The organism is Tenebrionibacter intestinalis, from assembly GCF_016632365.1.
Taxonomy (GTDB): Bacteria; Pseudomonadota; Gammaproteobacteria; order Enterobacterales; family Enterobacteriaceae; genus Tenebrionibacter; species Tenebrionibacter intestinalis.
The window spans coordinates 1-18552 of record NZ_JAEPBH010000029.1; the positions used below are offsets into that span (position 1 = coordinate 1).

General features: G+C 56.2%; 19 protein-coding genes. 2 read left to right on the forward strand and 17 right to left on the reverse strand.

The window, feature by feature from the left end; translation table 11 throughout:
• Positions 1–69 precede the first annotated feature (69 nt).
• The 4 genes from rplI to rpsF are packed head-to-tail and all read right to left on the reverse strand — an operon-like array spanning position 70 to position 1512.
• On the reverse strand, positions 70–519 hold the full coding sequence (gene rplI / locus JJB97_RS11705) for a 50S ribosomal protein L9 (protein WP_238714184.1): 450 nt from the start codon (positions 517–519) through the stop codon (positions 70–72).
• Between the two features lie 41 nt (positions 520–560).
• Complete coding sequence (rpsR, locus tag JJB97_RS11710; protein WP_000135199.1) at positions 561–788, reverse strand: 30S ribosomal protein S18; 228 nt, start codon at positions 786–788, stop codon at positions 561–563.
• 4 nt (positions 789–792) lie between these two features.
• A complete protein-coding gene (priB, locus tag JJB97_RS11715; RefSeq protein WP_238714185.1) occupies positions 793–1107 on the reverse strand; it encodes a primosomal replication protein N in 315 nt (104 codons plus the stop codon).
• 6 nt (positions 1108–1113) lie between these two features.
• Positions 1114–1512 carry a 30S ribosomal protein S6 gene (gene rpsF, locus JJB97_RS11720; protein ID WP_238714186.1) on the reverse strand — a complete coding sequence of 133 codons (399 nt, stop codon included), beginning with the start codon at positions 1510–1512 and terminating at the stop codon, positions 1114–1116.
• A 532-nt stretch (positions 1513–2044) separates the two neighbouring features.
• On the opposite strand from rpsF, the gene bsmA reads away from it, so the two are divergent.
• Together bsmA and JJB97_RS11730 are read left to right on the forward strand one after the other, a co-directional pair.
• Positions 2045–2353, forward strand: coding sequence for a biofilm peroxide resistance protein BsmA (gene bsmA, locus JJB97_RS11725; RefSeq protein ID WP_238714187.1), 309 nt, complete (start codon positions 2045–2047; stop codon positions 2351–2353).
• Positions 2354–2483: 130 nt separating this feature from the next.
• Complete coding sequence (locus tag JJB97_RS11730; RefSeq protein WP_238714188.1) at positions 2484–2759, forward strand: YdgH/BhsA/McbA family protein; 276 nt, start codon at positions 2484–2486, stop codon at positions 2757–2759.
• Here the strand turns inward: JJB97_RS11730 and JJB97_RS11735 are convergent.
• The 13 genes from JJB97_RS11735 to amiB form a co-directional block, all read right to left on the reverse strand.
• The gene (locus JJB97_RS11735; RefSeq protein WP_238714189.1) at positions 2750–4396 is read right to left on the reverse strand and encodes an isovaleryl-CoA dehydrogenase; all 1647 of its coding nucleotides are present in this window, start codon (positions 4394–4396) and stop codon (positions 2750–2752) included. The two genes, JJB97_RS11730 and JJB97_RS11735, sit on opposite strands and share 10 nt — an antisense overlap.
• Before the next feature lie 129 nt (positions 4397–4525).
• Positions 4526–5260 (reverse strand): 23S rRNA (guanosine(2251)-2'-O)-methyltransferase RlmB, encoded by a 735-nt coding sequence (gene rlmB, locus JJB97_RS11740; RefSeq protein WP_238714190.1) that lies wholly within the window; start codon positions 5258–5260, stop codon positions 4526–4528.
• 62 nt (positions 5261–5322) lie between these two features.
• Positions 5323–7764 (reverse strand): ribonuclease R, encoded by a 2442-nt coding sequence (gene rnr, locus JJB97_RS11745; protein WP_238714191.1) that lies wholly within the window; start codon positions 7762–7764, stop codon positions 5323–5325.
• Between the two features lie 39 nt (positions 7765–7803).
• A complete protein-coding gene (gene nsrR / locus JJB97_RS11750) occupies positions 7804–8229 on the reverse strand; it encodes a nitric oxide-sensing transcriptional repressor NsrR (protein ID WP_238714192.1) in 426 nt (141 codons plus the stop codon).
• A gap of 166 nt (positions 8230–8395) precedes the next feature.
• Entirely contained in the window at positions 8396–9694 is a 1299-nt protein-coding gene (locus tag JJB97_RS11755) for an adenylosuccinate synthase (protein ID WP_238714193.1), read from the reverse strand.
• A gap of 103 nt (positions 9695–9797) precedes the next feature.
• Positions 9798–9995 carry a DUF2065 domain-containing protein gene (locus tag JJB97_RS11760; protein ID WP_238714194.1) on the reverse strand — a complete coding sequence of 66 codons (198 nt, stop codon included), beginning with the start codon at positions 9993–9995 and terminating at the stop codon, positions 9798–9800.
• A gap of 155 nt (positions 9996–10150) precedes the next feature.
• Positions 10151–11155 carry a protease modulator HflC gene (hflC, locus tag JJB97_RS11765; RefSeq protein WP_238714195.1) on the reverse strand — a complete coding sequence of 335 codons (1005 nt, stop codon included), beginning with the start codon at positions 11153–11155 and terminating at the stop codon, positions 10151–10153.
• Between the two features lie 2 nt (positions 11156–11157).
• Complete coding sequence (gene hflK / locus JJB97_RS11770) at positions 11158–12390, reverse strand: FtsH protease activity modulator HflK (protein ID WP_238714196.1); 1233 nt, start codon at positions 12388–12390, stop codon at positions 11158–11160.
• A 186-nt stretch (positions 12391–12576) separates the two neighbouring features.
• Positions 12577–13857 (reverse strand): ribosome rescue GTPase HflX, encoded by a 1281-nt coding sequence (gene hflX / locus JJB97_RS11775; RefSeq protein ID WP_238714197.1) that lies wholly within the window; start codon positions 13855–13857, stop codon positions 12577–12579.
• 77 nt (positions 13858–13934) lie between these two features.
• Positions 13935–14249 carry an RNA chaperone Hfq gene (gene hfq, locus JJB97_RS11780; protein WP_238714198.1) on the reverse strand — a complete coding sequence of 105 codons (315 nt, stop codon included), beginning with the start codon at positions 14247–14249 and terminating at the stop codon, positions 13935–13937.
• 107 nt (positions 14250–14356) lie between these two features.
• Entirely contained in the window at positions 14357–15307 is a 951-nt protein-coding gene (miaA, locus tag JJB97_RS11785) for a tRNA (adenosine(37)-N6)-dimethylallyltransferase MiaA (RefSeq protein ID WP_238714199.1), read from the reverse strand.
• Positions 15300–17207 carry a DNA mismatch repair endonuclease MutL gene (gene mutL, locus JJB97_RS11790; RefSeq protein WP_238714200.1) on the reverse strand — a complete coding sequence of 636 codons (1908 nt, stop codon included), beginning with the start codon at positions 17205–17207 and terminating at the stop codon, positions 15300–15302. Before mutL ends, miaA begins: the two co-directional genes overlap by 8 nt.
• A 21-nt stretch (positions 17208–17228) precedes the next feature.
• A complete protein-coding gene (gene amiB, locus JJB97_RS11795) occupies positions 17229–18548 on the reverse strand; it encodes an N-acetylmuramoyl-L-alanine amidase AmiB (protein WP_238714201.1) in 1320 nt (439 codons plus the stop codon).
• Positions 18549–18552 lie beyond the last annotated feature (4 nt).

Below are 18552 nucleotides of genomic sequence, written 5' to 3' on the forward strand. Positions count from 1 at the left end.
CTTTTTTACCCGCCCATTACTGGGGATTCCTCAGCGCTTAGGCGGGCTTTTTAACACCATGACGCGAGCTTATGCAGCAACGACGTTCACGATAATTTTAGCGAAGACTTCGCTGTGAACCTGGAATTCCACTTCATGCTCACCGGTAGCGCGCAGAACGCCGTTCGGTAAACGAACTTCGCTCTTAACCACGTCAACGCCAGCCGCAGATACAGCATCAGCGATGTCGCGAGTACCGATAGAACCGAACAGTTTACCTTCATCGCCCGCTTTAGACGTGATGGTAACCGTGCCCAGTGCGTTGATTTTCTCAGCACGAGCGTTAGCCGCCGCCAGAACGTCAGCCAGTTTGGCTTCCAGCTCAGCGCGACGAGCTTCGAAGAACTCTACGTTCTTTTTGGTAGCCGGCACAGCTTTGCCCTGCGGAACCAAAAAGTTACGAGCATAGCCCGCTTTAACGTTTACCTGGTCGCCCAGGGTTCCCAGGTTTGCTACTTTATCAAGCAGAATAACTTGCATTACCTTATCCTCTCAAAGTCGTATTAGTGGACCGTGGCCGGTTACTGATGACGATCAGTGTACGGCAGCAGAGACAGGTAGCGCGCGCGCTTGATAGCACGGGCTAGCTGACGCTGGTATTTTGCACGGGTACCGGTGATACGGCTCGGGACAATCTTACCGCTTTCGGTGATGTAGTTTTTCAGCGTAGCGATATCTTTATAGTCGATCTCTTGAACGCCTTCCGCGGTGAAACGGCAGAACTTGCGACGACGGAAATAACGTGCCATTTGGCTAGTCTCCAGAATCTATCAAATCAATCTGCTCGGCATGCAATACCAGTTTAGTTATTCCATTTTGCGCCTGATGGCTGCTGATGAAACCTGAAACGGTGATGCGCGTGCCGACCGTTATACTGTGAGTAATGGCCTGGTTTTCCTGCCCGCTAACGATAACCGGCATTCTGCACCACGCCTGCCGGTGAAAACCGGCCTCCTCCTGCACGGAACGATGCTCAAGCACGAACTGGCAGTGAGGAATTCCTGATGGGCTGACCTTACGAAGGGGCGCCCTGCACACGATGCCGGACAGCGCCAGACGGTTGGCCATCAGTTATTACTCTTCAGAATCCCCAGCATTATCAGAAGCATCAGCGCTGTCAGAAGCGAATTCTTCACGACGCTCGCGGCGCTCGTCTTTCGCTTTAACCATCGGAGATGCTTCGGTCACTGCGTGTTTGGTACGCATAACCATGCTGCGGATAACGGCGTCGTTGAAGCGGAAGTTAGTTTCCAGCTCATCGATCGCTTCCTGCGGCGCTTCTACGTTCAGCAGAACATAGTGAGCTTTATGCAGTTTATTGATCGGATAAGCTAACTGACGGCGGCCCCAGTCTTCCAGACGGTGGATCTTGCCTTCTGCGCCAGTAATGGCGGCAGTGTAACGCTCGATCATGCCCGGAACCTGTTCGCTCTGGTCAGGATGGACCATAAAAACGATTTCGTAATGACGCATCGATTTGCTCCTTACGGATTAATCAGCCTCCTGTCTGGGTCAGCCGGGGCCCGGGGAGGCAAGGAACGTGTTTAAGTCGGCCGAAAAATTGACGCGCCATTCTACTTGCACAGGCCAATAAACACAACGCCGCTGGCAAATAAAACCGCATGCATCGCGACATCTGTTACTACCTGTAGCGTAAAAATACCATCCCATTATGCCTTACAGGCGCGTGCCGTATCGTTTGGCCCGCCGCAACGCATTAAAACGCCGCCATAAGGCTATATCAGCAAAGTAAAAAAGGCGCAAAGCCAGCCGTTCACTCACCAATTCAATCATAAGCTCCCCCGCCTCATAATATACATACGCGCAGCACGTGATTTTACCTACTCGCTTTAGCAAAATAAGTCGCCATCGTTGGCGACAGTGTGCGGCAGCTAACCTTTTTTTGCTGAATCGAGTAAAAAAGCGCGGCACGGGCAGCATTTCTGGAACATTCCCCACCGCTGCAATATCGCCATGACTACACTGAGTAAAAAAGGAAAACAGAATGAAACTACGGTGGCTGCCCTTGTCGGCGCTCATGTTACCTCTGCTGACGGCCTGCAGCGCTTTGCAAAGCGCGCCGCAGCCTGCGCCTGCCGCCAGCGGCGCGCCACAGGAAGTACAGCGTAGTCAAACCCAGGGTTTAAAAAAAATCGGTACGGTGAGCGCTATAGCGCGCGGCGCGCCATCTGACGGCGAAGCCGCGATCCGTGCGAAAGCAACGGCGGCGCAAGCCAGCTATTACCTTATCGTCGTTAATGATGAAACCGTCGTACCAGGACAATGGTATACGCAGGCCATTCTGTATCGCTAGCAGAAAGCCGCTTTTCACGCCCTCTATGATGGCGCGCGCATAAAGGATGCCATAACAGATTGGTAAGGACGCAGTAACACAACGGACAGCCCTGAAATCTGGCAGGGTAAAAGTAAGAAAGGAGCGCTTTATGGCACAATTATTTGCTTTGCCCACAACTTTTTGTACCGCTGAACTTATCACTACGGCAGCAAGGCCCGCGGAAGAGGCCAGCGCAGACTGCGTAACCGGACTTAACGAAATTGGCATAATTTCAGTTAACGCCGTCGGCGGCAACCCGGAAGAGATGGAATATATCGTCGCCCAAAAGGCCGACGAGCGCGGCGCCTCCTGGTACCGAATTATTCATATGCAGGAGAACGCCGTTCCCGATAGCTGGCGCGTGCAGGCCATAATTTATGCCTGAACCGCCACGGCGCCGGTTGCACGCAACAGGACATCATCCAGCGTTCTTTCCGCCAGCATGGCCTCTCCTCGCGGATCGAGCACCATGCGGCACCATTCGGCAGCCAGCGGCGGCGAGGCATATCGTAACAGTTGCGCTGCGCTGGCAAGCTGCGCGAGTTGTCGCGTAATAACGCGCCCCTGGCTTTCACGCGGCGTACGTAACCGCTGTTGCAACTGCCGCCACGCGCGATCGAAATGGCGATTTTGACCGCGAACTTCATCAAATTCGGCGTTAAGCATATCGACAATGCCAGGATGCTTTGCCAGCGCGCGCAGCACGTCGAGGCACATAATATTCCCTGCGCCTTCCCAGATACTGTTCACCGGCATTTCACGGTAAATACGCGCCAGCTCGCTCTCTTCGCAATAACCGTTGCCGCCAAGCGCCTCCATACATTCTGCAGCAAAATCAATACCCGCGCGGCATACCGTAAATTTCGCCGCCGGCGTGAAAACGCGCAGGTAGGCGCGCTCGTGTTCGCTGTCGCGGCTATCCCAGGCGCGGGCCAGCCGGAACAGAAACGCGGTCTGGCCCTCCATCCACAGCGCCATACGGCCAATCTGCTGACGCATCAACGGCTGATCGATAAGGTGCTTGCCAAATGCCTGACGCTGATGCACGTGGTAAAGCGCCACCGAAAGCGCGCGCCGCATCAGGCCATGGCTGCCCAGCGCACAGTCAAAACGCGTCATACTGCCCATTTTCAGGATCTGGCGCATACCTTCGCCTTCTTCCCCTATCAGCCAGCCAATGGCGCCGTCAAACTCCGCTTCCGCGCTGGCATTAGCGCGATTGCCGGGTTTATCCTTCAGACGCTCAAGCCGCACGGCGTTACGAACGCCATCCGGCAAAAAACGCGGGAGGAAGAAGCAGCCAATACCGCCCTTCGTTTGCGCCAGTATCAGGTGAGCATCGCTTTGTGGAACGGAGAAAAACCATTTATGCCCCACCAGGCGGTATGGTTCGCCAGGCCCGCGTTGCGCCAGCGGCATAGCGTGCGTGGTGTTGCTCAACACATCCGATCCCCCCTGTTTTTCCGTCATCCCCATCCCTATCAGCAGCCCGCGCTTACGCTCACCCGGTTGCAGATGAGCATCGTAGCGATCGCTGTGCAACGGCTTAAGCCAGGCGGAAAACGGTGCGGGCATTGATGCGCTAAGCAGCGGCGTGGCGGCAAAAGTCATGGTTATTGGGCAAAGCGTCCCGGCTTCAACCTGAGCATGCAGCACAAAACGGGCTGCGCGGGCGACAAACGCGCCTTTACGCGCCGCTTCCTGCCACGGCAGGTTATGCACACGGTTAGCGCACAGCCCCTGCATAAGCAGATGCCAGGCCGGATGAAAGCGCACGTCATCCAGCCGACGGCCGCCGGGATCGTAGCGCAGCAGTTCCGGCGGGTGCGTATTAGCCAACCGCCCCAGCTCCAGCGATTCAGCGGCGCCAAGCTGTTGACCTATACTGGCCAACAGTTCGACATCCCAGCCTGCGCCTTCGCGCGCCACGGCATCGCGCAGCGCGCCGTCAGACAGGAAAAGATTGCTGTTATTCAGCGGTATCGGTTGGTTAAAAACGGTATGGGTTTGCCGGTATGTCATGGGTATCCTCCCTACAAACGCTGGCTAAAGTATGGACGTTAGCCGGGCGCGCTGCCCTGGGGAGAAGTCACAAATCAGAACGACGGCGCACAAAACAAACGCCGTCGTTGAAAGCGGCAGGGCTGTAGATCACGCGCGCTGACGCACCGCCTCAAACAGGCAGATGCCCGTTGCGACAGAAACATTCAGCGAGGAGACGCTACCGGCCATTGGAATGCTGATAAGTTCATCGCAGCGCTCACGCGTCAGGCGACGCATACCTTCGCCTTCAGCGCCCATCACCAGCGCCAGCGGGCCGTCAAGCTTGCTCTGAAACAGCGTATGGTCAGCTTCACCTGCGGTGCCGACGATCCACACATTATATTCTTCCTGCAGCAGGCGCATCGTGCGCGCCAGGTTGGTCACACGAATCAGCGGCACCGTTTCCGCCGCGCCGCAGGCTACTTTTTTCGCCGTAGCATTCAACTGCGCCGAGCGATCCCGCGGTACGATAACTGCATGTACGCCTGCGGCATCGGCGCTGCGCAGGCAGGCGCCGAGGTTATGCGGATCGGTGACGCCATCCAGGATCAACAAAAATGGCCGCGCCTGCGCCGCCACCAGATCCGACAGATCGTTTTCCTGATACTGGCGGCCTGGCTTCACTCGCGCGATAATCCCCTGATGCACGGCGCCTTCCGCTTTTTCATCCAGCCACTGGCGGTTTGCCGCCTGAATGGCGACCCCCTGGGCTTCCAGCGCCTGGATCAGCGGCATCAGGCGCTTATCTTCTCGTCCCTTCAGGATAAATACCTGCAAAAAGCGCTCCGGCGCGCGTTCCAGCAGGGCCTGCACCGCATGGATGCCGTAAATGGTTTCACTCATGAATGCTGCTCATTAGTTCAGTTTGTCATCAACAACGGTTGCCGCCGCGCCCGCGCGGCACGCTACTGCGCCTGCTTCTTCGCCGCGCGCTTCGCCTTCGTCGCGGCCGCTATTTTACGGGTTTTGGCTGATGGCGTTTTGGCTTTCTTCTCTTTCTTTACGTGTTTTGCCTTCGGCGCTTTTTTATCCTTTTCGCTACGAAAAGCGCTATCCGGCTCGAAATTTACGCGTTTGCCCGCCTGTCGACGTTTTCCCGCGCCTTTACCGGCGCTTTTTTTGGCTTTTTCACGCGCAGTTTTTCCTGCTCCGCGCGGCGCCCGTTCGCTGGAAATTAGCGAGAAGTCAATCTTACGTTCATCCATGTTCACCGCTTCCACCTTCACTTCCACACGGTCGCCAAGGCGATAGGTCTGCCCGCCAGACTCGCCAATCAAACGCTGGCCTATCTGATCAAAACGGTAATAGTCGTTATCCAGCGATGAGACATGCACCAGGCCATCGATAAACAGTTCATCCAGGCGCACAAAAAAACCAAAGCCCGTCACGCTGGAAATCACACCGTGGAATACCTGCCCTACCTGGTCCAGCATAAAATCGCACTTCAGCCAGTCGGCCACGTCACGCGTCGCCTCATCGGCGCGGCGCTCGGTCATAGAACAATGCTCGCCCAGTTGCAGCATTTCTTCCACGCTGTAATGCCAGCCGCCGTTTTGCGCCAGGCGCGCTTCATTGCCGTCGAGCTTCGCGAGCTGATATTTAATAGCCCGGTGCAGCAACAGATCCGGGTAACGGCGAATCGGCGAAGTAAAGTGGCCGTAAGAAGAGAGCGCCAGACCGAAGTGTCCGCGGTTCTCGGGATCATAAATGGCCTGTTTCATGGAACGCAGCAGCATGGTTTGCAACATTTCATGATCGGGGCGATCGGCAATCGACGCCAGCAGAGCAGAGTAGTCGCTCGGCTGCGGCTTATCGCCCCCCGGTAGCGTAAGGCCCAGTTCAGACAACACGGAGCGAAACGCATTAATCGCTTCCGTCGTCGGCGTATCGTGTACGCGGAACAGCGCAGGCTCTTTATGCTTCTCCACAAAGCGCGCTGCCGCGACGTTAGCAAGGATCATGCACTCTTCAATCAGCTTGTGCGCATCATTACGTACGGTCTGCTCAATGCGTTCAATACGGCGATCGGCATTAAAAATAAATTTGGCTTCTTCACTTTCAAACGAGATGCCGCCACGCCCGGCGCGGGCCTCATCCAGCGTTTTATACAGGCGATGCAGCTCTTCGACAGGTTTCACCAGCGGATGATACTGCTCGCGCAGTTCGGCATCGCCCTGTAGCATATGCCACACCTTGGTGTAAGTCAGACGAGCGTGCGAACTCATTACCGCTTCATAAAATTTGTATGTCGATAGCGTCCCGCGTGCGGAAATAGTCATTTCGCAAACCATACACAGGCGGTCCACCTGCGGGTTGAGCGAACACAGGCCGTTAGACAATACCTCCGGCAGCATCGGCACGACCTGCGACGGAAAATAGACCGAGGTACCGCGACTGCGCGCTTCATTATCCAGCGCGGTATGCGGGCGCACGTAATAGCTGACATCGGCAATAGCCACCCACAAACGCCAGCCGCCGCCGCGTTTTTTCTCGCAGTAAACAGCGTCATCAAAATCGCGGGCGTCCTCACCGTCGATAGTGATAAGCGGCAGCGAGCGTAAATCAATGCGCCCGGCTTTCGCGGATTCCGGCACCTGCTCGTTCAGGCCTGCCACTTCATGCTCAACGGCCGGCGGCCAGACGTACGGTATATCGTGAGTACGCAGCGCAATATCAACCGCCATGCCGGTACCCATGTTGTCGCCCAATACTTCAACAATTTTCCCTATCGCTTTGGTGCGGCGAGTTGGGCGCTGGGTTAGCTCGACGACAACCATAAATCCCATACGCGCGCCCTGGATTTCCTGAGGCGGTATCAGAATATCGAAACTAAGACGGCTGTCATCCGGCACAACAAAACCCACGCCCGCGTCGGTAAAGTAGCGGCCCACAATTTGCCCGGTACGCGGCGCCAGAACGCGCACAATACGCGCCTCACGGCGGCCCCTGCGGTCAGCGCCCAGCGGCTGCGCCAGCACTTCGTCGCCGTGTATACAGGCTTTCATCTGTTCAGAGGACAGATAAAGATCGTCCTTGCGCCCTTCCACACGCAGGAAACCGTAGCCGTCACGGTGGCCAATAACTTTGCCTTTTACCAGATCAAGACGCTCCGGCAACGCGTAGCACTGACGTCGGGTAAAGATCAACTGACCGTCGCGCTCCATGGCACGCAGACGGCGACGCAGCGCTTCGTGCTGCTCTTCGCCTTCAATGTTAAGCTCAACGGCGAGTTCATCGCGGCTGGCGGGCTTTTCGCGTTTGGATAAATGGTCGAGGATAAATTCCCGGCTTGGGATAGGGTTGGAATATTTTTCTGCTTCTCGTTCCTGAAAGGGATCTTGTGACATTGAGGTTCCTCCATTGTCAGCGGGCCAGTGGCTCAGGCGCTATTCCACCAGCAATAATTTGTATAGCGGCTTATTTTCCACCACTAAATCGGCCAGCGTGGTTTTGTCCAGTTCATGAAGGAAGCTCTGCACCGCGCCGGAGAGAGCCAGCTTGAGACGACAGGCTGAGGTAATATTGCAAAACTCATGGCTACAATTCACAAGCGACAGCGGCTCCATGTCACGCACTACATCGCCAACGCGAATCTCCTGCGCCGGCTTGCCAAGGCGTATCCCGCCATTCTTACCCCGCACCGCAGTGACGTAACCCGCCTTACTGAGTTGATTAATGATTTTTACCATGTGGTTACGAGACACATTATACACTTCGGCGACTTCTGAAATGCTGGTCATACACCCCTCGGGCAGGGAAGCCATATAAATTAATGCACGAAGGCCGTAATCGGTAAAACTCGTTAACTGCACAGTAACCTCGAAGCAGAGACCGTCAAAAGCGCTCTCTTAAAGCGGATAATAGTCTGATGATGATAAACCAGCCAGACGCAAACCGGCTAACTTATTTAATAATGACGGGTAAGTTTAGTAGGAAAAAAACGTAATTTGGGCGCGTTTACGCGCCCAAAAGGTGAAATTACGCGTCGAACGGATCGCGCAGAATCATTGTTTCGCTACGATCTGGCCCGGTGGAAATAATATCAATCGGTACGCCAGTCACCTCTTCAATGCGCTTGATGTAGTTCAGCGCCGCCTGCGGCAGGCCGCTGCGCGTTTTCACGCCGAAAGTGGATTCAGACCAGCCCGGCATGGTTTCATAAATGGGTTCGATACCTTCCCAGCTATCGGCCGCCAGCGGCGTAGTAGTTACTTCGCGGCCGTCCGGCAGGCGGTAGCCCACGCAGATTTTCACTTCTTTCAAACCATCCAGTACGTCCAGCTTGGTCAGGCAGAAGCCGGACAGCGAATTGATCTGCACGGCGCGGCGTACCGCCACCGCGTCAAGCCAGCCGGTGCGACGGCGACGGCCGGTCGTCGCGCCAAATTCATTGCCTTTTTCACACAGGAATTCGCCCACGTCATCGAACAGCTCGGTTGGAAACGGACCGGCGCCCACGCGGGTGGAGTAGGCTTTCAGAATACCGAGCACGTAATCGACATAGCGCGGCCCAACGCCGGAACCGGTAGAGACGCCGCCAGCGGTAGTATTAGAGGAGGTCACGTAAGGATAAGTACCGTGATCGATATCCAGCAGCGTACCCTGCGCGCCTTCAAACATAATGAAATCGCCGCGCAGGCGCGCCTGATCCAGTAGCTCGGAGACATCAACCACCATACTGGTCAGTATGTCGGCAACCGCCATCGTATCGTCCAGCACTTTCTGGTAGTCAACCGGCTCAACTTTATAAAAATTCACTAGCTGGAAGTTGTGATATTCCATCACTTCTTTCAGTTTGTCGGCAAAAGCGGCTTTATCGAACAAATCGCCCACACGCAGGCCGCGGCGCGCCACTTTATCTTCATAAGCCGGGCCAATACCGCGCCCGGTAGTGCCGATGGCTTTAGCTCCACGCGCTTTTTCACGCGCAACGTCCAGCGCCACATGGTAATCAAGGATGAGCGGACAGGCTTCAGATAACAAAAGACGCTCGCGAACCGGAATACCGCGGGCTTCCAGCGCGTTCATCTCTTTCATCAGCGCAGCAGGGGAAAGCACCACACCGTTACCGATGACGCTGGTGACATTCTCACGAAGAATACCTGAGGGGATAAGATGGAGGACGGTTTTTTCACCGTTGATAACCAGCGTATGACCTGCGTTATGGCCCCCCTGGTAGCGCACAACATATTTGGCCCGTTCAGTAAGAAGATCGACGATCTTTCCTTTGCCTTCGTCACCCCATTGGGTGCCCAGTACGACGACGTTGTTACCCATTTTGAAATATCACCGTTTGCTTAAAAATGGATTCTACCATCGGTTTTATTGAGTTTCAGCCCTTAATGGCAGAAAAAATACCCCTTTCTTACGCCAGTTCAGTTCAGCTCATCGCGCTGTGCAACATGTAGTAAATAACAAAACCTGCAACGACAAGCGCGCCGCCATAGCGGCGCAGCACCGTATCCGGCAGGCTTGTCATCGCGCTAATCATGCGCCGCCACAGCGAAGGAAATAGCATCGGGCCAAGCCCTTCCAGGACCAGCACCAACGCCAGCGCGCCTAACAAAGTCGTGTTCATTCTCATTCCATTAACACAAAAAAAGCCGGAACGCGTCCGGCTTCAGGTTGCGGCCAAAGAGGGGGAAAATGCCTCTTTGCGACTATTCATACCCGCCTGCCGTCGCTGCTACAGGCGGGTCAGTAATGACTTACTTTACCTGTTTTACCCAGCGGCTAGCGCTGGCTACGCGTCGGCGTCTTCATATAGCGGAAGAAATCGTTTTCCGGGCTAAGCACCATTACGTCCTGCTGAGAGCTGAAGCTGGACTCGTAAGCACGCAGGCTGCGGATAAAGGCATAAAAGTCCGGATCCTTGCTGAACGCATCGGCAAACAGTTTCGCCGCCTCAGCATCGCCTTCACCGCGCGTAATACGCGCCTGGCGCTCGGCTTCCGCCAGCGTGCGGGTCACTTCGTAATCCGCCGCCGCACGCAATTTCTCCGCTTCTTCCTGGCCCTGTGAACGATGGCGACGCGCAACCGCTTCACGCTCGGCGCGCATACGGTTGTAAATCGCTTCAGACACTTCAGTCGGCAGGTTTATCTGCTTAATACGCACGTCCACGACTTCAATTCCCAACGCCGCCATACTGTTCGGGTTGATAACCGAAACTTTGCCGTTCGTCTCTTCCGCCACGCGCTCCGCCGCTTTCGCAATGGCGTCATCGGCCGCCGGCGTTTCCACTTCATCTTCCGTGCCCGCAGAGCCGGAGTTTAGCGCTTCGCGCACTTCCAGCGTCAGGCGACCGCGTGAATCGGTAACGATATCTTTGACGTCCAGACGACCAATTTCAGAACGCAGACGGTCGCTGAATTTACGTTTGAGCAGCACTTCCGCCTGAGAGACGTCGCCGCCGCCGGTAGCCAGATAGTAACGGCTAAAATCGCTGATGCGCCACTTAATATAAGAATCGACGATCAGGTCTTTCTTCTCTTTAGTAACAAAACGATCCGCCTGGTTATCCATCGTCTGGATACGCGCATCCAGCCTCTTTACCGATTCGATAAAGGGAACTTTAAAATGCAGGCCCGGCACATACACCAGCGGCTTGTTCTCATCGTCGCGCACAACTTTCCCAAAGCGCAGCGTAATGCCGCGCTCACCCTCTTTCACCACGAAAATCGAGGCGTAAAGTGCGATCAGCACAATGATAATGACGGCAATGACTGACTTACGCATCGTTATTCTCTCCCCCGGCGCTGGGTGTCATTGCGCTGCGCATTCGCGCGGCGCTGGTCCATGATATCGCCACTGTTGGATGACGCAGGGCGATTAGCGCGCTTGCTGCTGTCTGCCGCAGGCGGAAGACGCAGCAGATCGCTGTCGCTACCGCGCTTTACGTCGGCCTGCGCCCCGCCTTTAAGCATCTGATCCAGCGGCAACACCATCAGGTTGCCGCCCTTATCGTTAACCAGCACTTTGCGGGTATTGCTGAGCACTTTCTCCATTGTTTCGATATAGAGACGCTCGCGGGTAATTTCCGGCGCTGCTTTGTACTCCGGCAGGATACGCGCGAAGCGGGACACTTCGCCCTGCGCCTCCAGCACAGTCTGCGTCTTGTACGCGCGCGCCTCTTCAAGAATACGCTGCGCCTGGCCGTTGGCGCGCGGCTGCACTTCGTTGGTATAAGCCTCGGCCTCGCGAATATATTGCTGCTCGTTTTCACGCGCCGCAATGGCGTCGTCGAACGCAGACTTCACTTCTTCCGGCGGACGCGCCGCCTGGAAGTTGACGTCCAGAAGCGTAATGCCCATATTGTACGGTCGGATCGTTTCCTCAAGTTCGCGCTGCGTGTCGCTACGAATAATCGTGCGGCCTTCCGTCAGAATTTTATCCATCGTATATTTGCCGATAACGCCGCGCAGCGCGCTGTCCGTAGCCTGGCGCAGGCTGTCATCGGCGCTGGTAACGCTGTATAAATAGCGCTGCGGATCGGTCACGCGGTACTGCACGTTCATTTCCACGCGCACAACGTTTTCATCAGACGTCAACATTACGCCGGAGGCTGCCAGTTCACGCACGGATTCCACATTAACCGCACGCACGTCATCGATAAAAGTCGGTTTCCAGTTAAGGCCAGGCTCAACCAGATGATCGAATTTGCCAAAACGCGTTACAACGCCGCGTTCGGCTTCTTTAATGGTATAAAAACCGCTGGCGGCCCAGCCGATAACCGCAATAGCGGCAACGAGGCCAATCACTTTGCCGCCGGTCTGGCCACGCGGCCCCTGAGCGCCGCCTTTATTGCCGCCGCCGATACCGCCGAGCTTTTTACTCAGCTTACGAAAAATATCATCCAGATCGGGCGGCCCCTGCTCGCGGCCGCCCTTATTTCCCCCAGAGTCGCCGCCGGGCTTGCTGCTTCCCCACGGGTCGCGGTCCTGTCCGTTATTACCGGGCTGATTCCACGCCATGTTTATGCTCCATAATTGTTGTGCGGTGATATACCTTTCACACATTCTGCGCCGTTACATGACAAACCGCCGTTTCCGCCCCTGACGCCAGGCGCCGGGAAAGTCGTTCAGCCATCGTTGCGATGCAGCCCAGAAGTGCCTGATATCCCCAATTGGGAAGAAAGTCTTCAGGCAGGCTGGCAAGGTTTACACAAGGTAATCCGCCAGCCCCGGTTCTTGCTTACAGAGTCGCCGCCAGTCGACTACAGGCAATCTCACCTGTAGCCCAATGCTGCCGTCTTCCTCCATCCACTCTTTTTCTATCGCCTGAAGCTGATAAAACCGGCTGCGCAGCCGCCCTGCCTGCGGCGGGAGCAACAGCGTATGCTGTGCTAACTCACCGCAAAGGCGCTCTGTCAAAGCCTGGTAAAGTAGTGGCAAACCAGCGCCGGTCTGCGCAGAAAGCCAGACCCGCACCGGTATATTTTCTTCATTTCTGTCGATACGCGGCACAAAATCCTCCAGCATATCGATTTTGTTCATAACCAGTAGCGTTGGCAGTTCCCTGGCATCAATTTCCTCAAGCACCAACTCTACGGCTTCAATATTTTCCTTCACCCGCAGATCGGCGGCGTCAATCACATGCAGCAAAAGCGTGGCTTGTCGGGTTTCCTGTAACGTCGCCTTAAATGCCGCGACCAAATCATGCGGAAGATGGCGGATAAAACCAACCGTATCAGCCAGCACAGTTTCGCCGACATCAGCAACGTCAATGCGACGCAGCGTCGGATCCAGCGTCGCAAAAAGCTGGTCTGCGGCGTACACTTGCGCCGACGTCAGGCTATTAAACAGGGTGGATTTACCGGCGTTGGTGTAGCCCACCAGAGAAACGGTCGGCACGTCGGCGCGCGTGCGTGCGCGTCGGCCTTGCTCGCGCTGTTTTTCAACTTTTTCAAGGCGAGAAAGGATCTGACTGATGCGATTACGCAGCAGGCGGCGGTCGGTTTCCAGTTGCGTTTCACCGGGGCCGCGCAGCCCAATACCGCCTTTCTGGCGCTCAAGGTGGGTCCAGCCGCGCACCAGACGCGTCGCCAGATGGCGCAACTGCGCCAGCTCAACCTGCAGCTTACCTTCATGAGTACGCGCACGCTGGGCGAAAATATCTAAAATCAGGCCAGTGCGGTCAATAACGCGGCACTCGCACAGCCGCTCAAGGTTACGTTCCTGAGCCGGGGTCAACGCATGGTCGAAGAGCACAACTGATGCGCCGGTGGCTTTAACGGCATCAGCAATTTCTGCTGCCTTGCCTTCACCAACAAAATACTTAGGGTGCGGAGCCTTACGGGTACCGGTAACCACCTGCAAAGCCTCGACACCTGCGGAAGAAACCAGAGATTCGAATTCCTGGATATCTTCCATGTCTTTGTCTTGCACAAACCAGATGTGGACCAGCACCGCCTGCTCACCGGCATCATAACGGTCAAACAAGCGTATAACCTCTCAAAAATACCAGCGGGGAACGCAGATAACCTGGTCCCCCGACATGGAACGACAGCCCGGTTACCTTATTCGGTATCGTCGCTGTCCTGCTGTTGCGCAGAAGACGACGGCTGCGCGTTATTATTACTGTGATGATAACTACTGGACCCGCCACCGGTATTGTTACTGTGGTGAGAAACCGGACGAGAAGGCACGACAGTAGAAATTGCGTGTTTATAGACCATCTGGCTGACCGTGTTTTTCAACAGGATGACAAACTGATCGAAAGACTCAATCTGACCTTGCAGCTTAATACCATTCACCAAATAAATAGAAACCGGAACGCGTTCCCGACGCAATGCGTTCAGGAACGGATCTTGCAAAGATTGCCCCTTAGCCATTCTATCTTTTCCTTATAGCTTGTTGTTTATACTTGCGAACCTACAGGCTCTGAAAAATATGTCAAAATTTGCACACGAGACGCCTTAATTGTACACGTTCATTAATGTTACGCACTAACAACCTGCACCACTTCGTCAAGAGCTGACTTTGGATTGCCAGAGTCCAGCCAGTGAACCTCTTTCCAACCGCGTAGCCACGTCATCTGACGTTTAGCCAGTTGCCTCGTTGCGCAAATGCCGCGATAAACCATCTCATCGTATGTGATCTCCTCCCTCAGATAGGACCACATCTGACGGTACCCCACACAACGGACGGAAGGCATATCCCTATGCAAGTCTTCGCGGGCAAAAAGCGCCCGCGCCTCGGCTTCAAAACCCGAAGCCAACATCTGATGAAAACGCTGCTCAATCTTATGATGGAGCAGTTCACGGCTCGCCGGGGCGATGGCGAACTGATACACCTGATACGGCAGAGCGTCTCCCGACGTACGCGTCAGCTCCGTTAAAGTTTTACCCGAAATAAAAAAAACTTCCAGTGCCCGGGAGAGCCTTTGCGGATCGTTTGGGTGAATACGCTGCGCCGACGCCGGATCGATATCCTGCAGTTGCCGGTGTAGCGCATCCCATCCCTGCTCTGCCGCCTGTTGTTCAATACGGCTACGTACGGCTGGATCTGCGCAAGGCAGCGGTGAAAGCCCTTCCAGCAGCGCCCTGAAATAAAGCATTGTGCCGCCTACCAACAGCGGAATACGCCCGGCAGCGGTGATGTCTGCCATTTCAGCCAGCGCATCGCGGCAAAAATCTGCCGCAGAATAGACCTGCGCCGGGTCAAGTATATCCAGCAAACGGTGCGGCGCCTGCGCCAGCTCGTCAGGGCCAGGCTTTGCCGTACCAATATCCATGCCCTTGTAAACAAGCGCCGAATCAACGCTTATTAACTCAACGGGCAGAATCTTACGTAGTTGGACGGCCAGCGCCGTTTTCCCTGAAGCCGTCGGCCCCATAAGAAAAATGGCTTTTGGCAGATCCGCTTTATTTATTTTTTCGACTTCAGTCATGCTTAAGCGCGTTCATCGCCGGTTGTAAATCAATCGGTTGTAATAACCCTTCTGGCGGCGACTTCACCAACTGCGGACACAGACGCTCCACATCAGCCAGCAGAGCAATCGCCTGTGCATGGCTCCACTCGCCGTGCTCGCTCGTCAGATGCCGGGCAAGCCACCGGGCGATGCGTGCAGTATCGTTATCCGCCTGGCGGGCAAGGTAGCCTATCAGTTCAGGAATCAAGATTTGTAAATTTTGTTGTCGCAAGGGTAAAGGCACTGCGCGCACAGTCACATGGCGCGACTCAACGGCGAATTCCATGCCGGTTTGCGCCAACTGTGGCTGCCAACGCGCCAGCGTTTTCAGCTCAGCGTCATCCAGCTTAAAGCGTACCGGAATCAACAACGGCTGCGCACGCAGCTTTTCTTCCCCCGGCGCCAACTGCGCCTGACGTAACCAGCGTTGCGCGACGGGCAACAGCAACAGCGCCAGTTGCCCGTCGCGCTCGAGCAGCGCCATATCCGGTTTCAGCACGGACAGCACGCGGCCAAAACTTTGGCTGTGGCCTGCCAGAACGTCGGCGCGTTGCATATCGGGCTGCTTGCCTGTAGGCGCTGCGGCGGGCGCATCCGGCGTTTGTAGTAGTTTTTCATACAGGGCGCCCTGACGCTTCTGATATCCCGGCGTCGCGTGCGGCCAGCCCGCCTCGCTCCCGCGCGCCGCGCCGCCTCCCGCATAACTGCTCGTCGGCGGTTCGCGCAACGCGTTACGGTTTTCCTCCCCTTTCGCCGCCCGGCGCGAAACCGGCTCTATCGGTTGGGCGAAATGATTCTGCCCTGCTGCGGCACGGTTTTCCGGTTGCCACGCAGGCAGCGGCGCGCCGTTTTCATCAGCCAGCGGTAAGGGCGGTACGGTCTGCTGTTGCAAAGCGCTCAGCACCCCCTGATAGATAAAGTCATGCACCAGCCGGGACTGATGAAAACGCACTTCATGCTTCGCCGGGTGTACATTCACATCCACCTGGTGCGGATCGATATCCAGATAGAGCACAAAAGCAGGCAGCCTGTCGCTTCCCAGCTTCTCCTCGCAAGCCTGACGAATCGCGTGATTAATCAGACGATCGCGCATCATGCGCCCGTTCACGTAGCTATATTGCGTTTCCGCCAGCGCTGGCGTTATTCCCGCCGGGTTGGCTATCCATCCGCGCAGCGCCAGCTCGCCGTGCTGCCATTCAATGGCCAGCGCCTGCTCTACGAATGCCGCGCCGCAAATAGCGCCAAGGCGGCGTTCGCGCGGCGCGCCCTGCGCCACTGCGCGGTACTGACGCACCAGCTTCCCGTTGTGATTCAGATTGATGGAAACATCAAAGCGCGCCAGCGCGATACGCCGCACCACTTCATCGATATGACCAAACTCCGTTTTTTCAGTCCGCATAAACTTGCGGCGCGCCGGCGTGTTGTAAAACAGATCGAGCACTTCAAGCGTGGTGCCCTGCGGATGAGCGGCGGGCTTTACCGTAACTGCCATATCGCGACCTTCAGCGTAGGCCTGCCAGGCTTCCTGCTGGGCGGCGGTACGCGACGTCAGCGTCAGGCGCGACACCGCGCTAATACTGGCCAATGCCTCGCCGCGAAAGCCCAGACTCACAATAGCTTCCAGATCGTCGAGCGTGGCGATTTTACTGGTGGCATGGCGCGCCAGCGCCAGCGCCAGTTCATCCTTACCGATGCCGCAGCCGTTATCGCGGATGCGGATAAGTTTCGCGCCGCCGCGTTCAATATCAATATCAATACGCGTCGCGCCAGCGTCAATGCTGTTCTCCACCAGCTCTTTTACAACCGACGCAGGGCGTTCCACCACCTCGCCTGCGGCGATCTGGTTGGCAAGCTGCGGCGTTAAGATCTGAATTGGCATTGTTTCTCCTTGAATCGGCGCTTAGTTAGCGCCCACTAACGGCTCGGCTGCGCTGGCAATCTGCGCCGCCGCCCCTGATGGCGGCGCGGTTTGCAACGGATTCGCTATAAAATAATTGCGCAACCCCTGGTAAATCGCCTCAGCGATACGCTGCTGGAAGCTATCGCTTGCGAGCATTCTTTCCTGAGCGCTATTGCTGATAAAACCGGTCTCCACCAGCAATGACGGAATATCCGGCGAACGCAACACGCCCAGACTGGCGTGCTCCGGGCGACGTTTATGCAGGACGCCCACACCCTGTAACTGATTGAGTACGCTGGTCGCGACAGCATAACCAACGCGCTGTGAATGACCGAACTGTAAATCCAGCACGGCCTGGCTGAGATACGGGTCGGCCTGGCTGTTTGCCAGTACATCGCCCGCGCCGCCCAGCAGCTCGGACTGCTTCTCGTGCTGTTCCAGCCAGCCGGCCATTTCGCTGTTGGCGCGGCGATTTGACAGCACCCATACCGATGCCCCGGTCACATCGCGATTGGGCGCTGCGTCAGCGTGAATGGAAACTAACAGATTGGCGTTCTGGCGACGCGCCACGTCTGAACGCCCCATGACTGAAATAAAGTAATCGCCATCGCGCGTCAGCACGCCTTTAAACAGCGGATCGGCATTAAGCAGCCTTTTCAGCTTGCGGGCAATGGCGATAGTAACGTTTTTCTCTTGTGTGCCGCCTGCGCCTATCGCCCCGGGGTCCTGGCCGCCATGCCCGGCATCAATAGCGACAATCACTTGCCCGGAGGCGGAAGCGGCTTTCGCAGCGCGCGCCGGACGCACGGCGGTATTGCTGCTTACCACCGCCGTTGTGCGTTCGCTGGCGGCGCTAAACGGGTTACGCGCCGGTTCCTGCAAGCGTTGCGGCGGCGGTACTGGCCGCTTTTCCCGCTGCGCCGCAACCGGCAGCGACGCATCGGCATCAATGGTAAAAATAACCAGATAGCCCTCGCCGCTGCGCCGCTTCGCCGCGCGAATTTTACCGTTTTGCGTCAGATTGACCACCAGGCGTAGCGACTGCGTATCCTGCGCCTGTCCGGCGCGAATGCTCCTGACCAGGTTATGGCCGCTAAACTGTAGCGGCAACCCCTGAATAATGCCGCTCTGGCGAATATCCAGCGCCATCGTACGCGCGCTTTGCTGCGTGAAGGTATATTCCGGATCGCCGGCAAAGCTGAATGTGATGCGCGCCTGCGCTTCGCCATTGGAGACGCGAATATCAGATAAACTTGCCGCGTGCAGCGGTGCGCACAACACCAACAGCGCGGCGAACAACCAACGTTTAGCGCAATACATGTTC

Coding starts and splice junctions, on each gene's coding strand:
- rnr (WP_238714191.1), bottom strand. CDS start 7,764: ATGTCACAAGATCCCTTTCAGGAACGAGAAGCAGAAAAATATTCCAAC.
- hfq (WP_238714198.1), bottom strand. CDS start 14,249: ATGGCTAAGGGGCAATCTTTGCAAGATCCGTTCCTGAACGCATTGCGT.
- rlmB (WP_238714190.1), bottom strand. CDS start 5,260: ATGAGTGAAACCATTTACGGCATCCATGCGGTGCAGGCCCTGCTGGAA.
- JJB97_RS11735 (WP_238714189.1), bottom strand. CDS start 4,396: ATGACATACCGGCAAACCCATACCGTTTTTAACCAACCGATACCGCTG.
- bsmA (WP_238714187.1), top strand. CDS start 2,045: ATGAAACTACGGTGGCTGCCCTTGTCGGCGCTCATGTTACCTCTGCTG.
- rpsR (WP_000135199.1), bottom strand. CDS start 788: ATGGCACGTTATTTCCGTCGTCGCAAGTTCTGCCGTTTCACCGCGGAA.
- JJB97_RS11730 (WP_238714188.1), top strand. CDS start 2,484: ATGGCACAATTATTTGCTTTGCCCACAACTTTTTGTACCGCTGAACTT.
- mutL (WP_238714200.1), bottom strand. CDS start 17,207: ATGCCAATTCAGATCTTAACGCCGCAGCTTGCCAACCAGATCGCCGCA.
- priB (WP_238714185.1), bottom strand. CDS start 1,107: ATGGCCAACCGTCTGGCGCTGTCCGGCATCGTGTGCAGGGCGCCCCTT.
- hflK (WP_238714196.1), bottom strand. CDS start 12,390: ATGGCGTGGAATCAGCCCGGTAATAACGGACAGGACCGCGACCCGTGG.
- rplI (WP_238714184.1), bottom strand. CDS start 519: ATGCAAGTTATTCTGCTTGATAAAGTAGCAAACCTGGGAACCCTGGGC.
- JJB97_RS11755 (WP_238714193.1), bottom strand. CDS start 9,694: ATGGGTAACAACGTCGTCGTACTGGGCACCCAATGGGGTGACGAAGGC.
- rpsF (WP_238714186.1), bottom strand. CDS start 1,512: ATGCGTCATTACGAAATCGTTTTTATGGTCCATCCTGACCAGAGCGAA.
- hflC (WP_238714195.1), bottom strand. CDS start 11,155: ATGCGTAAGTCAGTCATTGCCGTCATTATCATTGTGCTGATCGCACTT.
- amiB (WP_238714201.1), bottom strand. CDS start 18,548: ATGTATTGCGCTAAACGTTGGTTGTTCGCCGCGCTGTTGGTGTTGTGC.
- miaA (WP_238714199.1), bottom strand. CDS start 15,307: ATGACTGAAGTCGAAAAAATAAATAAAGCGGATCTGCCAAAAGCCATT.
- JJB97_RS11760 (WP_238714194.1), bottom strand. CDS start 9,995: ATGAACACGACTTTGTTAGGCGCGCTGGCGTTGGTGCTGGTCCTGGAA.